At 69.9% G+C, this 16,407-nt stretch carries 14 protein-coding genes and 1 tRNA gene; 8 read left to right on the plus strand and 7 right to left on the minus strand.

Annotation, left to right across the window (positions count from 1 at the left end):
• Positions 1–22 precede the first annotated feature (22 nt).
• The 4 genes from ADL25_RS25295 (at position 23) to purM (ending at position 3,611) form a co-directional block, all read left to right on the plus strand.
• The gene (locus ADL25_RS25295) at positions 23–778 is read left to right on the plus strand and encodes an META domain-containing protein (RefSeq protein WP_324614064.1); all 756 of its coding nucleotides are present in this window, start codon (positions 23–25) and stop codon (positions 776–778) included.
• Positions 699–866 (plus strand): META domain-containing protein, encoded by a 168-nt coding sequence (locus ADL25_RS51920; protein WP_324614065.1) that lies wholly within the window; start codon positions 699–701, stop codon positions 864–866. Before ADL25_RS25295 ends, ADL25_RS51920 begins: the two co-directional genes overlap by 80 nt.
• 85 nt (positions 867–951) lie before the next feature.
• On the plus strand, positions 952–2,478 hold the full coding sequence (gene purF / locus ADL25_RS25300; protein ID WP_059130119.1) for an amidophosphoribosyltransferase: 1,527 nt from the start codon (positions 952–954) through the stop codon (positions 2,476–2,478).
• A 32-nt stretch (positions 2,479–2,510) separates the two neighbouring features.
• The gene (purM, locus tag ADL25_RS25305; RefSeq protein ID WP_059130120.1) at positions 2,511–3,611 is read left to right on the plus strand and encodes a phosphoribosylformylglycinamidine cyclo-ligase; all 1,101 of its coding nucleotides are present in this window, start codon (positions 2,511–2,513) and stop codon (positions 3,609–3,611) included.
• A gap of 69 nt (positions 3,612–3,680) precedes the next feature.
• Here the strand turns inward: purM and ADL25_RS25310 are convergent, their stop codons facing one another.
• Together ADL25_RS25310 and ADL25_RS25315 are read right to left on the minus strand one after the other, a co-directional pair.
• Positions 3,681–3,929, minus strand: a complete 249-nt coding sequence (locus ADL25_RS25310; RefSeq protein ID WP_059130121.1) for a DUF3073 domain-containing protein — start codon at positions 3,927–3,929, stop codon at positions 3,681–3,683.
• Positions 3,930–4,203: 274 nt separating this feature from the next.
• Positions 4,204–5,313 (minus strand): Leu/Phe/Val dehydrogenase, encoded by a 1,110-nt coding sequence (locus tag ADL25_RS25315; protein WP_059130122.1) that lies wholly within the window; start codon positions 5,311–5,313, stop codon positions 4,204–4,206.
• A gap of 233 nt (positions 5,314–5,546) precedes the next feature.
• Between ADL25_RS25315 and ADL25_RS25320 the strand changes: the two genes are divergently transcribed.
• On the plus strand, positions 5,547–6,389 hold the full coding sequence (locus ADL25_RS25320) for a hypothetical protein (RefSeq protein WP_059130123.1): 843 nt from the start codon (positions 5,547–5,549) through the stop codon (positions 6,387–6,389).
• Between the two features lie 558 nt (positions 6,390–6,947).
• Positions 6,948–7,154 (plus strand): developmental transcriptional regulator BldC, encoded by a 207-nt coding sequence (bldC, locus tag ADL25_RS25325; RefSeq protein WP_003949541.1) that lies wholly within the window; start codon positions 6,948–6,950, stop codon positions 7,152–7,154.
• A gap of 525 nt (positions 7,155–7,679) precedes the next feature.
• Here the strand turns inward: bldC and ADL25_RS25330 are convergent.
• From ADL25_RS25330 to ADL25_RS25350, 5 genes are all read right to left on the minus strand, one after another.
• A complete protein-coding gene (locus ADL25_RS25330; protein ID WP_059130124.1) occupies positions 7,680–7,871 on the minus strand; it encodes a DUF6274 family protein in 192 nt (63 codons plus the stop codon).
• A 446-nt stretch (positions 7,872–8,317) separates the two neighbouring features.
• A tRNA-Asp gene (locus ADL25_RS25335) sits at positions 8,318–8,392 on the minus strand.
• 119 nt (positions 8,393–8,511) lie between these two features.
• Positions 8,512–12,489, minus strand: a complete 3,978-nt coding sequence (gene hrpA, locus ADL25_RS25340) for an ATP-dependent RNA helicase HrpA (RefSeq protein ID WP_059130125.1) — start codon at positions 12,487–12,489, stop codon at positions 8,512–8,514.
• 145 nt (positions 12,490–12,634) lie between these two features.
• Entirely contained in the window at positions 12,635–12,946 is a 312-nt protein-coding gene (locus ADL25_RS25345; protein ID WP_234381034.1) for a hypothetical protein, read from the minus strand.
• A gap of 196 nt (positions 12,947–13,142) precedes the next feature.
• A complete protein-coding gene (locus ADL25_RS25350) occupies positions 13,143–13,751 on the minus strand; it encodes a DJ-1/PfpI family protein (protein ID WP_059130126.1) in 609 nt (202 codons plus the stop codon).
• Positions 13,752–14,096: 345 nt separating this feature from the next.
• Here ADL25_RS25350 and ADL25_RS25355 point away from each other — a divergent pair, with 345 nt between their 5' ends.
• Complete coding sequence (locus tag ADL25_RS25355; RefSeq protein WP_059130127.1) at positions 14,097–14,867, plus strand: FadR/GntR family transcriptional regulator; 771 nt, start codon at positions 14,097–14,099, stop codon at positions 14,865–14,867.
• A complete protein-coding gene (locus tag ADL25_RS25360) occupies positions 14,868–16,172 on the plus strand; it encodes a CynX/NimT family MFS transporter (RefSeq protein ID WP_059130128.1) in 1,305 nt (434 codons plus the stop codon).
• The last annotated feature ends 235 nt before the right edge of the window (positions 16,173–16,407 follow it).

The following is a 16,407-nucleotide window of genomic DNA, read 5'->3' on the forward strand; positions in this document are numbered from 1 at the left end:
GCGTGACCGAAGGACGCCGGCTGTGGAACCAGCCTCCCGCCCCACCCGTCCCACCTCCATGGACAAGCACCGACTGACCCTCACCGTCCTGACCCTGCTCCCGCTCGCGGTGGCGTGCGGTACCGACACCGGTTCGGGCAGCGGCAGCAGTTCCGTCGGATCCGACGGCGGCTCGCAGGTCACGGGCGTGCACTGGCGCGTGGACAGCCTCACGACGAACGGCACCACAAGGAGCGCCCCGGCCGGTGCGTACCTCCTGATCGAAGACGGCCGGGTCCAGGGCAACTACGGCTGCAACGGCTTCGGCGCGTCCGCCACCGTCCGGGGCGACCGTGTCGACCTCGGACCCGCCCGGTCCACCGACATGGCCTGTGCGAAGGGCCCGATGGCGTTCGAGGCGTCCATCTCCCGCACGCTCGCGCACGGGCCGCTCACCGCGGCCGGCGACCGGAACCGGCTGACGCTCACCGGCGGGGAAGGCGACCGCATCCACCTCACCAAGGAGGACGACGCGTCCCTGTACGGCACGAAGTGGCAGGTCACGTCCATGATGAACGGCGACGTGGCCTCCTCGCTGCCCGAGGCGGCCACCGGCAAAGCCTGGTTCACGTTCGACAGGACCGCAGGCACGGTGTCCGGGAGCCTCGGCTGCAACCGGTTTCACCGCCAGGGCGACCGTGCGCGACGGCCGGGTCACCCTGGGTACTCCCAGGGCCACGCGCATGATGTGCGACGGCTCACTCATGACGACCGAACGGGCGTTGAGCACCCTCCTTGACGGGACGCTCGGCTACCGCATCGATCATCGCGACATCACGCTGACCAGCGAAAACGGCAAGGGTCTCACCGCGACCGCCAAGCCGTGACCCCCCCTGCCCCGGGAGGGGGCGCATCCGGCGGGGCAGATGACCGGATTCGGACCAGTGCACGATCTCGCCTACACTCGGAGCCGTGCCACGTGGTGACGGTCGACTCAATCACGACCTGCTTCCCGGTGAGAAGGGCCCTCAAGACGCGTGTGGCGTCTTCGGTGTCTGGGCTCCTGGGGAAGAGGTCGCAAAGCTCACGTACTTCGGGCTGTACGCCCTCCAGCATCGGGGCCAGGAATCCGCGGGTATCGCGGTCAGCAACGGTTCCCAGATCCTCGTCTTCAAGGACATGGGCCTGGTCTCCCAGGTCTTCGACGAGACCTCGCTCGGTTCGCTCCAAGGTCACATCGCGGTCGGACACGCCCGCTACTCGACCACCGGTGCCTCCGTCTGGGAGAACGCCCAGCCGACGTTCCGGGCCACGGCCAACGGCTCCATCGCCCTCGGCCACAACGGCAACCTGGTCAACACGGCGCAGCTGGCCGAGATGGTCGCCGCGCTCCCCAAGGAGAACGGCCGCGCCACCCAGGTGGCCGCGACCAACGACACCGACCTGGTCACGGCGCTGCTGGCCGGACAGGTCGACGACGACGGCAAGCCGCTGACCCTCGAGGACGCGGCCGCCAAGGTCCTGCCTCGGGTCAAGGGCGCCTTCTCGCTGGTCTTCATGGACGAGCAGACCCTGTACGCGGCCCGTGACCCGCAGGGCATCCGCCCGCTGGTCCTCGGCCGTCTGGAGCGCGGCTGGGTGGTCGCCTCCGAGACCGCCGCGCTCGACATCACCGGCGCCACCTTCATCCGCGAGATCGAGCCGGGCGAGTTCGTCGCGATAGACGAGAACGGCCTGCGCACCTCTCGATTCGCGGAAGCGAAGCCTCGCGGCTGTGTCTTCGAGTATGTGTACCTGGCCCGTCCGGACACCGATATCGCCGGCCGGAACGTGTACCTCTCCCGGGTCGAGATGGGCCGCCGCCTTGCCAAGGAGGCGCCCGTCGAGGCCGATCTGGTGATAGCGACGCCCGAGTCCGGCACGCCCGCCGCGATCGGCTACGCGGAGGCCTCCGGCATCCCGTTCGGTGCGGGTCTGGTGAAGAACGCCTATGTGGGCCGCACCTTCATCCAGCCGTCGCAGACGATCCGCCAGCTGGGCATCCGGCTGAAGCTGAACCCCCTCAAGGAAGTCATCAGGGGCAAGCGCCTGGTCGTCGTCGACGACTCGATCGTGCGCGGCAACACCCAGCGCGCCCTGGTGCGGATGCTCCGTGAGGCGGGTGCCGCCGAGGTGCACATCCGCATCTCGTCCCCGCCGGTGAAGTGGCCCTGTTTCTTCGGCATCGACTTCGCCACCCGCGCCGAGCTGATCGCCAACGGCATGTCGGTGGACGAGATCGGGCGCTCCCTCGGCGCGGACTCCCTGTCGTACATCTCCATCGACGCCATGATCGAGGCGACCACCATCGCCAAGCCCAATCTGTGTCGCGCCTGCTTCGACGGCGAGTACCCGATGGAGCTGCCCGACCCGGAGCTGCTGGGCAAGCAGCTGCTGGAGACCGAGCTGGCGGCCGGTCCCGCCGCCACGGCCGCGGCCGACGCCATCCGTCGTCCCTGAGCCGCACCATCAACCCCGAAAGATCCCAGGCAATGTCTGCTGTGTTCGATCAGTCGACTTCGTCGACGGGCAATCCCGAGGGCGCTTCCTACGCGGCCGCGGGCGTCGACATCGAGGCGGGTGACCGCGCCGTCGAGCTCATGAAGAAGTGGGTGAAGAAGACGCAGCGCCCCGAGGTTCTCGGCGGCCTCGGCGGGTTCGCCGGCCTCTTCGACGCCTCTGCCCTCAAGCACTACGAGCGTCCGCTGCTCGCCTCCGCCACCGACGGCGTCGGCACCAAGGTCGACATCGCACGCCGAATGGGCGTCTACGACACCATCGGCCACGACCTCGTGGCGATGGTCATGGACGACATCGTGGTGTGCGGTGCCGAGCCGCTGTTCATGACCGACTACATCTGCGTCGGCAAGGTCCACCCGGAGCGCGTCGCCGCGATGGTGAAGGGCATCGCCGAGGGCTGCGTGCTGGCCGGTTGCGCCCTGGTGGGCGGCGAGACGGCCGAACACCCGGGTCTGCTCGGTCCGGACGACTTCGATGTCGCGGGCGCCGGTACGGGCGTTGTGGAGGCCGACCGGCTGCTCGGTGCCGAACGCATCCAGGAGGGCGACGCGGTGATCGCGCTGGCCGCCTCCGGACTTCACTCCAACGGGTACTCCCTTGTCCGGCATGTTCTCCTCGACCGGGCGAAGCTCGGCCTCGACCGGCACATCGACGAACTCGGGCGCACCCTCGGCGAGGAACTGCTCGAGCCCACCAAGATCTACTCGCTGGACTGCCTGGCGCTGATCCGCACCGCCGAGGTGCACGCGTTCAGCCACATCACCGGCGGTGGACTCGCGGCCAACCTGGCCCGTGTGATCCCGGACGGTCTGCACGCCGTGGTCGACCGCTCCACCTGGACCCCTGCACCGGTGTTCGATCTCGTCGGGAAGACCGGCGACGTCGAACGCCTGGAGTTGGAGAAGACCCTGAACATGGGCGTCGGCATGATCGCGATCGTCCCCGAGCACTCGGTGGACGTCGCGCTCGCCGCCCTGGCCGACCGCGATGTGGAGGCATGGGTCGCCGGCGAGATCACCGACCGGGGCGGCCACGAGACGGGCGCGGCCCTGGTGGGTGACTACGCGGGCTGAAACCCGGCGGACAGCACAGCACCCGGTCCGTGGCTGGTGCCACGGACCGGGTGAGAGCTCAGTGCAAGGTCAAGCGCCGCGACGATGCTGCGAGGAATCGCCGTCCTCGTCGTCGTCATCCTCCGAGTAAAGATCGGCGTACCGTGCGTACACGTCGTCGTCTTGCTCATCGTCCTCGAACCGGTCGCCGTTAGGCGACGTATTCGACGTCGATGCGCCCAGCTCCTCGGCCAGGCGTGAGAGATCCGTCCCACCGCTGTTGTACTTCAGCTGGCGGGCGACCTTCGTCTGCTTGGCCTTGGCCCGGCCGCGCCCCATGGCTCGACCCCCTCAACGACGGGGCTCGACGGCCCCAGAGTCTTGACACGCGTTCATGATCCGGAACGGGCTCTCCGTGGAGAGACCGGTCCGTAGGGCTTCCACGGTACCTGAGCCCACGCCCATACGGTACGTCGCCCGCAGGACGGGCGTGTGCCCAGGACCTGCGAGGCGCCCCGTCCTCGCTGGTCACGGCCGATTTTAACCACTTATTGGCGGACGACCCGCCGATAAGAGTGAGAGTTCTCTCCAACCTCCCATCGGCGGGTACCGCTCACAGCTGCGAGGCCTCCCCCGGGAGGGCCGGCGTGCGGGCCTCCGCCATGCGCTGCTCGGCGATCCGGTCGGCGGCGGCCGCGGGCGGAATGCCGTCGTCCTTCGCACGTGCGAATATCGCCAGCGTGGTGTCGAAGATCTTCGACGCCTTCGCCTTGCAGCGGTCGAAGTCGAAGCCGTGGAGTTCGTCGGCGACTTGGATGACACCGCCGGCGTTCACGACGTAGTCCGGGGCGTAGAGGATCCCGCGGTCGGCGAGGTCCTTCTCCACACCCGGGTGCGCGAGCTGGTTGTTGGCGGCGCCGCACACCACCGTGGCCGTCAGTACCGGCACGGACCGGTCGTTCAGCGCCCCGCCCAGGGCGCAGGGTGCGTAGATGTCGAGACCCTCGGTGCGAATGAGGGCGTCGGTGTCGGCGGCCACGGTGACCTCGGGGTGCTCGTCGGTGACCCGGCGCACGGCGTCCGGCCGCACATCGGTGATCACGACGTCGGCACCGTCCTCGAGCAGGTGACCGACCAGGTAGTGGCCGACCTTGCCGACCCCCGCGACGCCGACCTTGCGGCCGCGCAGGGTGGGGTCGCCCCACAGGTGCTGGGCGGAGGCCCGCATGCCCTGGAACACGCCGTAGGCGGTCAGGACCGAGGAGTCGCCGGCGCCGCCGTTCTCCGGGGAGCGCCCGGTGGTCCAGGGGCACGCCCGGGCGACGACGTCCATGTCGGCGACGTAGGTTCCGACGTCGCAGGCGGTGACGTAACGCCCGCCGAGCGAGGCCACGAAGCGGCCGTACGCAAGCAGCAGCTCCTCGGTCTTGATCCGCTCGGGGTCACCGATGATCACGGCCTTGCCGCCGCCGTGGTCGAGGCCGGCCATGGCGTTCTTGTACGACATGCCGCGCGCGAGGTTCAGCGCGTCGGCGACGGCCGCCTCCTCGCTCGCGTACGGGTAGAAGCGGGTGCCGCCGAGGGCGGGGCCCAGGGCGGTGGAGTGGATCGCGATGACGGCCTTGAGGCCCGTGGCCCGGTCCTGACAGAGCACGACCTGTTCGTGCCCCCCTTGATCCGACCGGAACAGGGTGTGCAGGACGCCGTCGGTTACGTCGGTCACGGTGGTGACTCCCGATTGAGTAGCGCCGGTTGAGGGAGGGTCCCGTGCGGGTGGCGGGGCCCGTGGGCATGAGCGTAGAGCGTCCGGGCGGCCCTGAACCGCCCAGTGCCCGGGATCACCCTCCCCCGGAGTACGCCGGGACGGGTTCGTGGGACGATTTGCAATGGTTTTCCACCCCGGCCGGGTATTGACCTGCCGGGTTTCGGGTCATGACCGATGGGGAGGGAGCAGGCGTGCCCAAGGTGTCCTCGGTGATCGTCCCGTACGCGTGCTACTTGCGCGTGTACGAGCCGCTGGCCGCCTTCCGGGAGCCGGAGCGCAGCCACTGGGAGCGCTACGCCCGGCGCCCCGACCGCCCCTCGTACCAGGACGAACTGCGCCGCTCCCTGGCCGACTTGCTGCCCACCCCGCCCGTCCCGGTGCCGGTGCACGAGAGCGGCGACGCCTTCGTGGCCCTGGTCGACGAGGCGCTGTGCGTCTGCCCGTGGCGCACCCGGCTGCGCGGCTGGCAGGCGCTGGAGGACCTGGCCGAGGAGCTGCCCGCCCCGGTCCTGGACGCGGTGCTGCCGCGCGTCGTGCGGGATCAGGCCGCCCGGGACTACGAGCGCTGGCGCGAGCGCAACCCCGACGCCCGGCCGTGGATCCGCACCGCGACCTGGCAGGTGCCGCTGAACTGGTTCGTGCTGGTCTCGGACGAGGAGCGCAGGTACGAGAAGGGGTCCGGAGAGGTGCCTCCGATGCTGCGCTACCGCACCCCCATGGTGCAGGCCAGGCGCCGCACCGCGCGGGCGCTGCGGACCCTCAAGGAGACGATCGACGAGGGGCCGCTCATCGACGGTCTGGTGGACGTGGGGCGGTGGTTGGAGGAGTTCCACCCGCGGTCCCTGGTCGAACTGGACTACGGCGGGCTCGTCCACGTCCTGCCGGCCGCGGAGCTGGACGGTGATCACTCGGCCGCGGACGTCGCCGAGGGCATCGAGGCCCTGCGCGTGGGCGACGGGGCCGCCGCCGGAGAGGCGTACGGGCGGCTGGTGGAGCGGTGGCGTGGCGTACGGGAGCGCCGCTCGGCGAACTGAGGGTCCGTCCGACCCCTTCGGGGCTCCAGCGAACCGATGCTCGAATTGTGACCCGCGAGACATGGTGAAGTGGCAACCATTGGCCCATGGTTGACGTACCGCAGTTCGACACACGGGACGTAGACGCCGATCCGGGCTTATCGCGTCAAGCGTGACGGAGCGCACTTACGCGGACCTTGCATCTTACGGCCCTCCTCATGCCAAAATAGGACAAGGAGCCCGGGGGAGGCTCTATCTGCCCGATTTTGGGCGGAAGCTCTGCATTGCAAGCTTTGGGGGGTCTGGTGCCTCCTGATCGCCCTGTGACTGATCGTCACAGAGGCGTGACTGTCCGCTATGGCATGGTCCATCGGCTTCCGTCGCTGATGAACACCTGGGAGGGCAATTCCATCGGTTTGGCCGACGCGGCTGGACAGATGGTGTAGTTGTAGTGCCGAGGACAAGCCGTTCGTCCTATAACCGACTCGACTCGCGTCCGCCATTTCGGGCAACGCGGGTCAAGGTGCAGAATTTAGAGGAAAGAACCGAGAAGGTTCGGTTCTCCCGAGGAGGCCGCTCATGACCGCTCGCACCCCTGATGCCGAGCCGCTGCTGACCCCGGCTGAGGTCGCCACCATGTTCCGTGTCGACCCCAAGACCGTCACGCGGTGGGCCAAGGCCGGCAAGCTCACATCCATCCGCACGCTCGGCGGGCACCGCCGCTACCGCGAGGCCGAGGTCCGCGCTCTGCTCGCGGGCATCCCGCAGCAGCGCAGCGAGGCCTGACGTCGCATATAGCCGGACATACGGGCAGATTCCCCCATCTGCCTCCGTGTTCGACGGACAGCTCCAAGCGGCGCGGGTTCTGCCCCAACAGGACCCTGTCCCAAGGTCATAGAGGCATGACAAGGGTGCGTCGTCGATCGCGCTGGACTCCGCCGAGTCCAGCGCGATCTTTTTTGTGCCCGGACCGTGGTCTGCGGGGCCCGCCTGTGAGCGACCTTGTCGGACTCTGGGGAGGGGTGTCGGATCTGCCGGACAGGACCTCCGGGAGTAGTGCAATTGCACATATTAAATTGACCCTATGTAGGAGAGGGGTAAATTCCTCATCTCCCAAAACTCATACGGTGACTCCCGTCACATGCCAGAGTCCTTGTCGCGGTCATGGTGTCCTTGCTAAAGGAACACGCCCGCGTGGGACGGGCGTTGGGCGGACCGCACGTCCAGAAGTGCCCACGCCGAGGGGGTCCCAACCTCCGGAGCGGGGGGGGGCGGTGCGGGCCCGCACGTCCGTCGCGCCCGCCGGTTCGCTCACGCCCTGGAGGGGCTGTCGTCCTCGGCCGCCGTCTCCGGGCCCTCCTCGACCTGCTGGGCCGGCTCCATGGCCAGGCGCAGCAGGTGACGGCAGACCGGGCAGTGGTGCGTCAGATGGCGATACCCGGAAGCGGCCGACAGATGGGCGCGAAGCAGCGCACGGGTCTCGTGCCGAGCGGACGCCGCCATACGCCACCTCCCCCGAGGGCCCGAATCGTCGGGATCCCTGCTGTCCGGGGTACCGGCGGAAAGTGACGCCGTCAAGAGGCACCGGAACGCATGGGAGGCGGGCCCGCCACTTCGGACGCAGGCCGCAGAGGCGTCCGGAGAGGGCCGGACGGCCGCCGGGCCGCCGGTGCTCCTGACGGAGGCTCACACGGTCGCGGAGGACGCGGAGCGGGGCCCTGCGCGGCCGGTGCGGCGGTGCCCGGTCTCCGGCCCGGCGGGGTCGTCGCCGCCGGTCGAGGGGGTGCCTCGGTCGGACAGGGTGGTGCGGCGGGACTCCTGGGCTCTCGGCGGGTGCCGCGGACCGGGTCGGACGACGGTGACACGGCACTGCGCCTCGGAGGGCGGCCGTAGCGCACAGGGACACGAAGAAGCCCCGCATCTCAAGGGATACGGGGCTCTTCCTGGTGCGGTCCTGACGGGATTTGAACCCGCGGCCTCCACCTTGACAGGGTGGCGAGCACTCCAAACTGCTCCACAGGACCAGGCTTCGCAGCACTCACTCAGCCGGACCGGATCTACGGCTCCGTGTGCGGTGCGCTGCGAGAAGAGACTGTACAGGAGGGTGAGCCCTTGGTCGAACTCACCCACCGTGAAGGGGCCGTCACGGCGCCGCGGCGTCGATCGCCTTCACGATGCGCTTGTCCGAGACCGGATAGGCGGTGCCCAACGCGTGCGCGAAGTAGCTCACGCGCAGCTCCTCGAGCATCCAGCGGATGTCGCGTACCGAGGACGGGACGGGGCGGCCCTGCGGCAGCTGCTCGAGCAGCCATGCGTACTCGTCCCGCATCTCGTGGACCTTGGCCATGCGCGTCGTGTCCCGCTGGACGTTGGTCGGCATCTGCTGCAGCCGGCGGTCGGCGGCGACCAGGTATCGCATCAGGTCAGGCAGCCGCCGAATGCCCACCTCCGTGACGAAGCCGGGTTTCACGAGGGCGTCCAGCTGGGTCCTGACGTCCGTCAGGTTCGGCAGCAGCGCGGGGCTGCGCACCGCCTTCAGCCGGCGCTCACAGGCCTGCCAGGCGGCGAGTACCTGCTGCACCTGCCCGACGGTGCGGACCGTGGTGTCGACGATCTCGGCGCGCACCTTGTCGAACAGCTTCCGGTACGACTCCTCGTCCCACGCCGGTCCCCCGAAGTCCCCGATCAGCTTGTCCGCCGCCGCTGTCGCGCAGTCGTCGAACAGCGCCTGGACGGAGCCGTGCGGGTTCGCGGACAGGCCGAGTTTCTGCGCGTTCGTCAGCTGCTCGGACGCGAACTTCGCCGGGCTCACGGGGATGTTCCGCACGATCAGGCGGCGGGTGCCCTTCCACATGGCCTCGGCCTGCTCCTCCTCGGTGTCGAAGAGGCGTACCGAGACTGTGTCTCCGTCGTCGACCAGCGCCGGGTAGGCCTTCACCGGCTGGCCGGCGCGGCGGGTCTCGAAGAGCCGGGTGAGCGCGCCGATCGTCCAGTCCGTGAGGCCGGAGCGCTCCAGGGACTCCCCGCCCTCCCGCTCGGCGGTGGCCGCCGCGGCCTGGGAGAGGGCCTTGCGCGCCTTCGGCTTCAGCCGGAGCTTCAGGGCCTCGAGGTCCTTGTCCTCCGCCAGCTTGCGGCGCCGCTCGTCGACGATCCGGAAGGTGATCTTGAGATGGTCGGGAACCTTGGCCCAGTCGAAGTCGTCGGCCTCGAAGGGCACCCCGACCATGCGCTTCAGCTCGCGCGCCATCGTCACGGTCAGCGGTTCCTGCAGCGGGACCGCGCGGTCGAGGAACGCCGTCGCGTAATTCGGTGCGGGCACGTAGTTGCGGCGGATCGGCTTGGGCAGGGACCGGATCAGCTCCGTGACCACGTCCTCCCGCAGCCCCGGGATCTGCCAGTCGAAGCCCTCGTCGGTGACCTGGTTGAGGACCTGGAGCGGGATGTGCACCGTCACACCGTCGGCGTCCGCGCCCGGCTCGAACTGGTAGGTGACCCTGAACTTCAGCGGGCCCTGGCGCCAGGAGTCGGGGTAGTCGTCCTTGGTGACCGCGCCCGCCTTCTCGTTGATGAGCATCTCGCGCTCGAAGTCGAGGAAGTCGGGCTGCTCGTGCCGCTTGTGCTTCCACCAGGAGTCGAAGTGGGCCCCCGAGACCACGTGTTCGGGCACCCGCTGGTCGTAGAAGTCGAACAGCGTCTCGTCGTCGACCAGGATGTCCCTGCGGCGGGCGCGGTGCTCCAGCTCCTCGACCTCGGTGAGCAGCTTGCGGTTGTCGGCGAAGAACTTGTGGTGGGTGCGCCAGTCGCCCTCGACCAGGGCGTTGCGGATGAACAGCTCGCGGCTCGCCTCCGCGTCGATCCGGCCGTAGTTCACCTTCCGCTGGGCGACGATCGGGACGCCGTACAGCGTGACCGTCTCGTAGGCCATCACCGCGGCCTGGTCCTTCTCCCAGTGCGGTTCGCCGTACGTCCGCTTCAGGAGGTGCTCGGCGAGCGGCTCGACCCACTCCGGCTCGATCTTGGCGTTGACGCGCGCCCAGAGCCGGGAGGTCTCCACGAGCTCGGCGGACATCACGAAACGCGGGGGCTTCTTGAACAGGGACGAGCCCGGGAAGATCGCGAACTTGGCGTTGCGGGCGCCGATGTACTCGTTGCGCCCGCCGTCCCTTCGGGTGCCGGGGCCGGAGTCCTTGGACTCCTTCACGTCCTTGAGCCCGATGTGCGAGAGGAGGCCGGCGAGCAGCGAGACGTGAATGCGGTCGGCCGGGGCGTCCTGCTCGTCGAGATGGATGTCCATCTGCTTGGCGACCGTGCGCAGCTGTGTGTAGATGTCCTGCCATTCGCGGATGCGCAGGAAGTTCAGGTACTCCTGTTTGCACATCCGGCGGAACGACGACGAGCCCCGCTCCTTCTGCTGCTCACGGATGTACCGCCAGAGGTTGAGGTAGGCGAGGAAGTCGCTCGTCTCGTCCCGGAATCGGGCGTGCTGCTGGTCGGCCTGGGTCTGCTTGTCGGCGGGCCGCTCCCGCGGGTCCTGGATGGACAGGGCGGCGGCGATCACCATGACCTCGCGCACGCAGCCGTTCTTGTCCGCCTCCAGGACCATCCGCGCCAGCCGCGGGTCGACAGGCAGCTGGGCGAGCTTGCGGCCGGTGTCGGTCAGGCGCTTGCGCGGGTCCTTCTGGGCGGGGTCCAGCGCGCTCAGTTCCTGCAGCAGCTGGACGCCGTCGCGGATGTTGCGGTGGTCCGGCGGATCGATGAAGGGGAACTTCTCGATGTCACCGAGGCCGGCGGCGGTCATCTGGAGGATGACGGAGGCGAGGTTCGTACGCAGGATCTCGGCGTCGGTGAACTCGGGCCGGGTAAGGAAGTCCTCTTCGCTGTACAGACGGATGCAGATGCCGTCCGATGTACGGCCGCAGCGGCCCTTGCGCTGGTTGGCGCTCGCCTGCGAGATCGGCTCGATGGGCAGGCGCTGGACCTTGGTGCGGTGGCTGTAGCGCGAGATGCGTGCGAAGCCGGGGTCGATGACGTACTTGATGCCGGGGACGGTGAGGGACGTCTCGGCGACGTTGGTGGCCAGGACGATCCTGCGGCCCGTGTGCGGCTGGAAGACGCGGTGCTGCTCGGCGTGCGAGAGCCGGGCGTACAGGGGCAGGATCTCGGTGAACCGGTACTGCTTCCTGGTCAGCGCGTCCGCGGTGTCACGGATCTCGCGTTCACCGGAGAGGAAGACCAGGATGTCGCCCTGGCCCTCGGTCATCAGCTCCTCGACGGCGTCCGTGATCGCCGTGATCTGGTCGCGGTCCGCGTCCTCGGAGTCCTCCTCGAGGAGCGGCCGGTAGCGCACCTCGACGGGATACGTGCGTCCGCTGACCTCGATGATCGGGGCGTCGCCGAAGTGCCGTGAGAACCGCTCGGGGTCGATCGTGGCGGAGGTGATGACGACCTTGAGGTCCGGTCGCCTCGGCAGGAGCTGGGCGAGGTAGCCGAGCAGGAAGTCGATGTTGAGGGACCGCTCGTGGGCCTCGTCGATGATGATCGTGTCGTAGCCGCGCAGCTCGCGGTCCGTCTGGATCTCGGCGAGCAGGATGCCGTCCGTCATCAGCTTGACGAAGGTGCCGTCCGGGTTCACCTGGTCGGTGAACCGCACCTTCCAGCCGACGCCCTCGCCGAGCGGGGTGCGGAGCTCGTCGGCGACCCGCTCCGCGACGGTCCGGGCGGCGATACGGCGCGGCTGGGTGTGGCCGATCATGCCCCGTACCCCACGGCCGAGTTCGAGGCAGATCTTGGGGATCTGGGTGGTCTTGCCGGAGCCGGTCTCGCCGGCCACGATCACGACCTGGTGCTCACGTATGGCGTCGGCGATCGCGTCCCTCTTCTGGCTGACCGGCAGCTCTTCGGGATACGTGACGGCGGGGACGCGGGCGCCGCGCTCGGCGATCCTGGCCTCGGCCTTGGCGACCTCCGCCTCGATCTCGGCGAGTACGGCGGCCCGGGCCTCGGGCTTGCGGATCTTGCGCGCGCCTTCGAGCCTGCGGCCGAGCCGGTGGGCGTCGCGCAGGGACAGCTCGGTCAGGCGGGGGGCGAGAGCGCCGAGGGCGGGGGCAGGATGCGTAGACATACGCGGTCCAGGATCTCACCTCGGAGAAATTCGTGGCTAACGATTTGTCTCCGGCGGGTTGGCGTGAGGCCACGTGCGGACCGCGCCGGCGCTACGGGCCGTGCCGCTGCCCGGCGATCGCTGCTCAGCGCCCGGTGACCACTGCTCAGTGATCGCTCGGCTGCGGGGGCACCGAAGCGGCGGGCTTGGCGGGAGCGACCCGCTCCCGGGCCATCGACTTCGCCGTGTTGGAGACGGCCTTGATGCCCAGGTACGCGGTGGTCATGCTGCTCACGGAGGTGAAGGCCGCGGTGAGCACGCCCACCATCACGGACCGGTCGCCGTCCAGGCGCCACACTCCGAAGATCGCGACACCGGCGATCGCGAGATTGCTGATGATCACCGCGAGGAGTCCGTAGCGGGCCCGGTCCCGCTCCAACTCGACGTCCCCCATGGCCTTCGCCCCGCCCACGCCCATGATCGCCCCGCCCGCACGATTGACCTCGACCGCCAGAACCTAGCGTTCGCGCGAGGGCATGCCAAGCCGGGTCGGCCCCGTGGGGGACAAAGGCCCCGTCCGTCTGCGGCGGGGCCTTCCGCCGGGCGGTCGGCGCGCCATCCGCGACGATGTGCGCCGTCGGCCCGACGCGGGGACGCCGGCCCGATGCGGGGCGTCAGAGCAGTACGGACTCGCCCGAGCGGACGGCGCCCAGGGCGCGCTCGACCGTCTCCCGGTTCTCACCGACGGGAGCCACGTAGTCGAGGACGCCGCGCGCGGCGTCCTCCCCGAGTGTGCGGGTCATCACCCATGTGGCCAGGTACTGGGACGCCAGGCAACCGCCCGCCGTGGCGATGTTCCCCTCGGCGTGGAACGGAGTGTCCAGCACGGTGACACCGCGGGCCTCGACGAAGGGCCGCGTCTTCACGTCCGTGCACGCGGGCATGTCCTCCAGCAGACCCAGCCGGGCGAGCACCAGGGCACCGGAGCACTGGGCCCCGATCAGCTGGCGCGAAGGGTCGAGTCGGAGCCGGGCGATCAACCGGTCGTCCTCGACCACGTCTCGGGCCTTCACACCGCTGCCGATCAGCACGACCTCGGCCTCGGTCACGAACTCCATCGGACGCTGGCCGGTCACCTCGACGCCGTTCATCGACGTGACCACCGGCGTCGGTGTCGTGATGAAGGCCTCCAGGCCGTCCTTGCGGCACCGGTTGATCAGGGCGGAGGCGATGAAGCTGTCGAGCTCGTTGAACCCGTCGAAGGTGACCACGGCGACCTGCATCACAACTCCTTAAGTACGGCGTCGAAGGGCAGTATCACCCGGCACGCCGTTCCGGGACGAGGGCCAGTCCGGGGCCGGTGGCATGCGCACACCCAGGCCGCGTGGGGTTCGGCGTCCGAGTGCCGTGTCGGTCGAAGCCCCGCGTCCTGCCGTTGCCCGGCCCGGTCCCGCGTCCGTACGCCGGGGAGCCGATGAACTGCCGTGGGCCGCGGGCCACTTGCCGCCGTCCGCCCGCCACGCCACCGCCCTCCGGCCAACCGGTGATGTCGCCGGCTCCCATCGGGCGCGCGCCGTGAAACATGGGATGTTAGCCTGGCCGAAACGTGGGATGTTAGGAGGTGTGGGATGCCTATCCAGCCTACGGAGCGGGCGAGCCTGGTGGCGCAGGTCATCGGGCAGTTGCAGAACCTGATCGAGTCGGGCGAGTGGCCCGTGGGGACGAGGATCCCCGCCGAACCGGTCCTGACCGAGACGTTGGGGGTGGGCCGGAACACCGTGCGGGAGGCGGTGCGCGCGCTTGTGCACACCGGCATGCTCCAGACGCGGCAGGGTGACGGGACCTACGTCCGGGCCTCCGACTCCCTCGGCGCGGCACTTCGACGGCGGCTGCACCGGGCGGGGCTGATGGAGACTCAGGAGGTCAGATCCGCCCTCGAGCGCGACGCGGCACGGCTCGCCGCCCGGCGGCGCACCGACGCGGATCTCGAGGTGCTGCGCTCGGCGCTGGCGGGCCGGACGACGGCGTGGGAGGCGGGGGACGTCGAGGCGTTCGTGCAGGCGGACGTGGCCTTCCACCGCGCGGTGGTCGCCGCCGCGTACAACGGCATGCTCTCCGACATCTACAGCCATCTCACCGACGGCCTGTACGCCCTCATCTCCTCCATGACCGACTCCTCGCTCCCGGACCGCGACCGCACGCACTTCGAATCGCACGCCGACCTCCTCGCCGCGATCGAGGCCTCCGACCCCTATGCGGCGGGCCGCGCGGTGGCCCGGTACATCGACGACGGCACGAGCGCGCTGCGCCTCCTGCAGGACGCGGACCCGCTCCCGTCGGCGCCCCCGTCGGCACCGGCTCCACCGCCCGGGACCGGCACCCTGACGGGAGACGAGTAGGTGGGTCCCGCCTTCCGCCGCGACCGCGCCGCTGCCTCGGACGACGTCGATGCCGGCACCCGGCCGGAGGAGACCCCGACCGTGCGGGGGAGAGCGGGACTGCGGACAGGGTTCCTGCTGGGCGCGGGCGTCATCGCCCTGGCGCTGAACCTGCGCCCCGCGATCGTCGCCGCCTCGCCGATCCTGGACACCATCCGGCAGGACACCGGTATGACCGCCATCGCTGCCGGCCTCCTGACGACGCTGCCGCTGCTGTGCTTCGGGCTCATCGCGCCGCTCGCGCCCGGGCTGGGCCGCCGGCTGGGGATGGAACCGGCGCTGCTGTGGACGATGGCGGCCGTCTGCTGCGGCAGCGCACTGCGGCTGACACCGTCGACGGTGGCGCTGATGGCCGGCACGGTCGTGGTCGGCGCGGGGGTGGCCGTGGCCAATGTGCTGCTGCCCGGGGTCATCAAACGCGACTTCCCCGGCCGCATCAGCCTGATGACCGGCCTGTACTCGATGTCCCTCTACGCCGGTGCGGCCCTGGCCGCCGGCCTGACCGTGCCGATCGGCACGGCGCTGGGCCTGCACTGGCGACCCGGGCTGGCCATGTGGGGACTGCCGGCGCTGGTGGCGTTGGTGTTGTGGGCCCCGCAGTCCCGTCGGCACTCGCGCCCTTCCGCCGCACAGGCCGCGGCCGCGCAACACCCCGTTCGCGGGATGTGGAGCCATCCGATCGCATGGCTGGTCACCGGCTACATGGGCATGCAGTCGCTGTCGTACTACGCGGCGGCCGCCTATCTGCCCAGCATGCTCACCAACGCCGGCATGAGCGCGGGAACCGCCGGCTGGATGCTGTCCTTCAGCAGTCTCGTCGGTGTCGCCGGCGCCTTCGCCTCCCCCGTTCTCGCCCGGCACGTCCGCCCCGGACTGCTGGCCGTCACCGGCGCGGTGGTCACGGGCGCCGGATTCGCGGGCCTGGCCGCGGCCCCCACGAGCCTCCCCTATCTGTGGATGGTCCTTCTCGGCCTCGGGCAGGGCGCCGCGATCTCGCTGGCCATGCTCTTCGTCGTGCTGCGCTCCCCCGACGCCCGGCACACCGCACAGCTGTCGAGCATGGCGCAGTTCGTCGGCTATCTGCTGGCAGCGGCGGGCCCCCTGGTGCTGGGAGCGGTCCACCAGTCGACCGGCGGCTGGACCGTCCCCCTGATCATCCTGATCGTGCTGCTCGTCCCCCAGGCGGCACTCGGCCTGGGCGCATCCGTTAATCGGCACGCCGCACCACGCCGGTCGACGGACGAGGGGCGCGGAGTGGTCTCCTGATCCAGGGGACCGGTGCTGCATCGAGTACCAGGTTGCGGCGTCGTCACCGTACGGACGGGCCGGCCGTTCGCCGACGAGAGCCCGACGGTCCGACTCCCCACCCGAACAGCGCGACGCGCACGGGCTACTGAGCCCGTAGGTACCTAGGCGTGGGCATCTTCGACCCCAAGGCGCGCCCCAACGAGAGACCGCGCCGGCGTCGCCCTGCCGGTCGCCCGCCCTGTCGCACGGCGGC

It is taken from the genome of Streptomyces sp. NRRL F-5122 (assembly GCF_001507435.1).
In the GTDB taxonomy this organism is placed as follows: Bacteria; Actinomycetota; Actinomycetes; order Streptomycetales; family Streptomycetaceae; genus Streptomyces; species Streptomyces lannensis.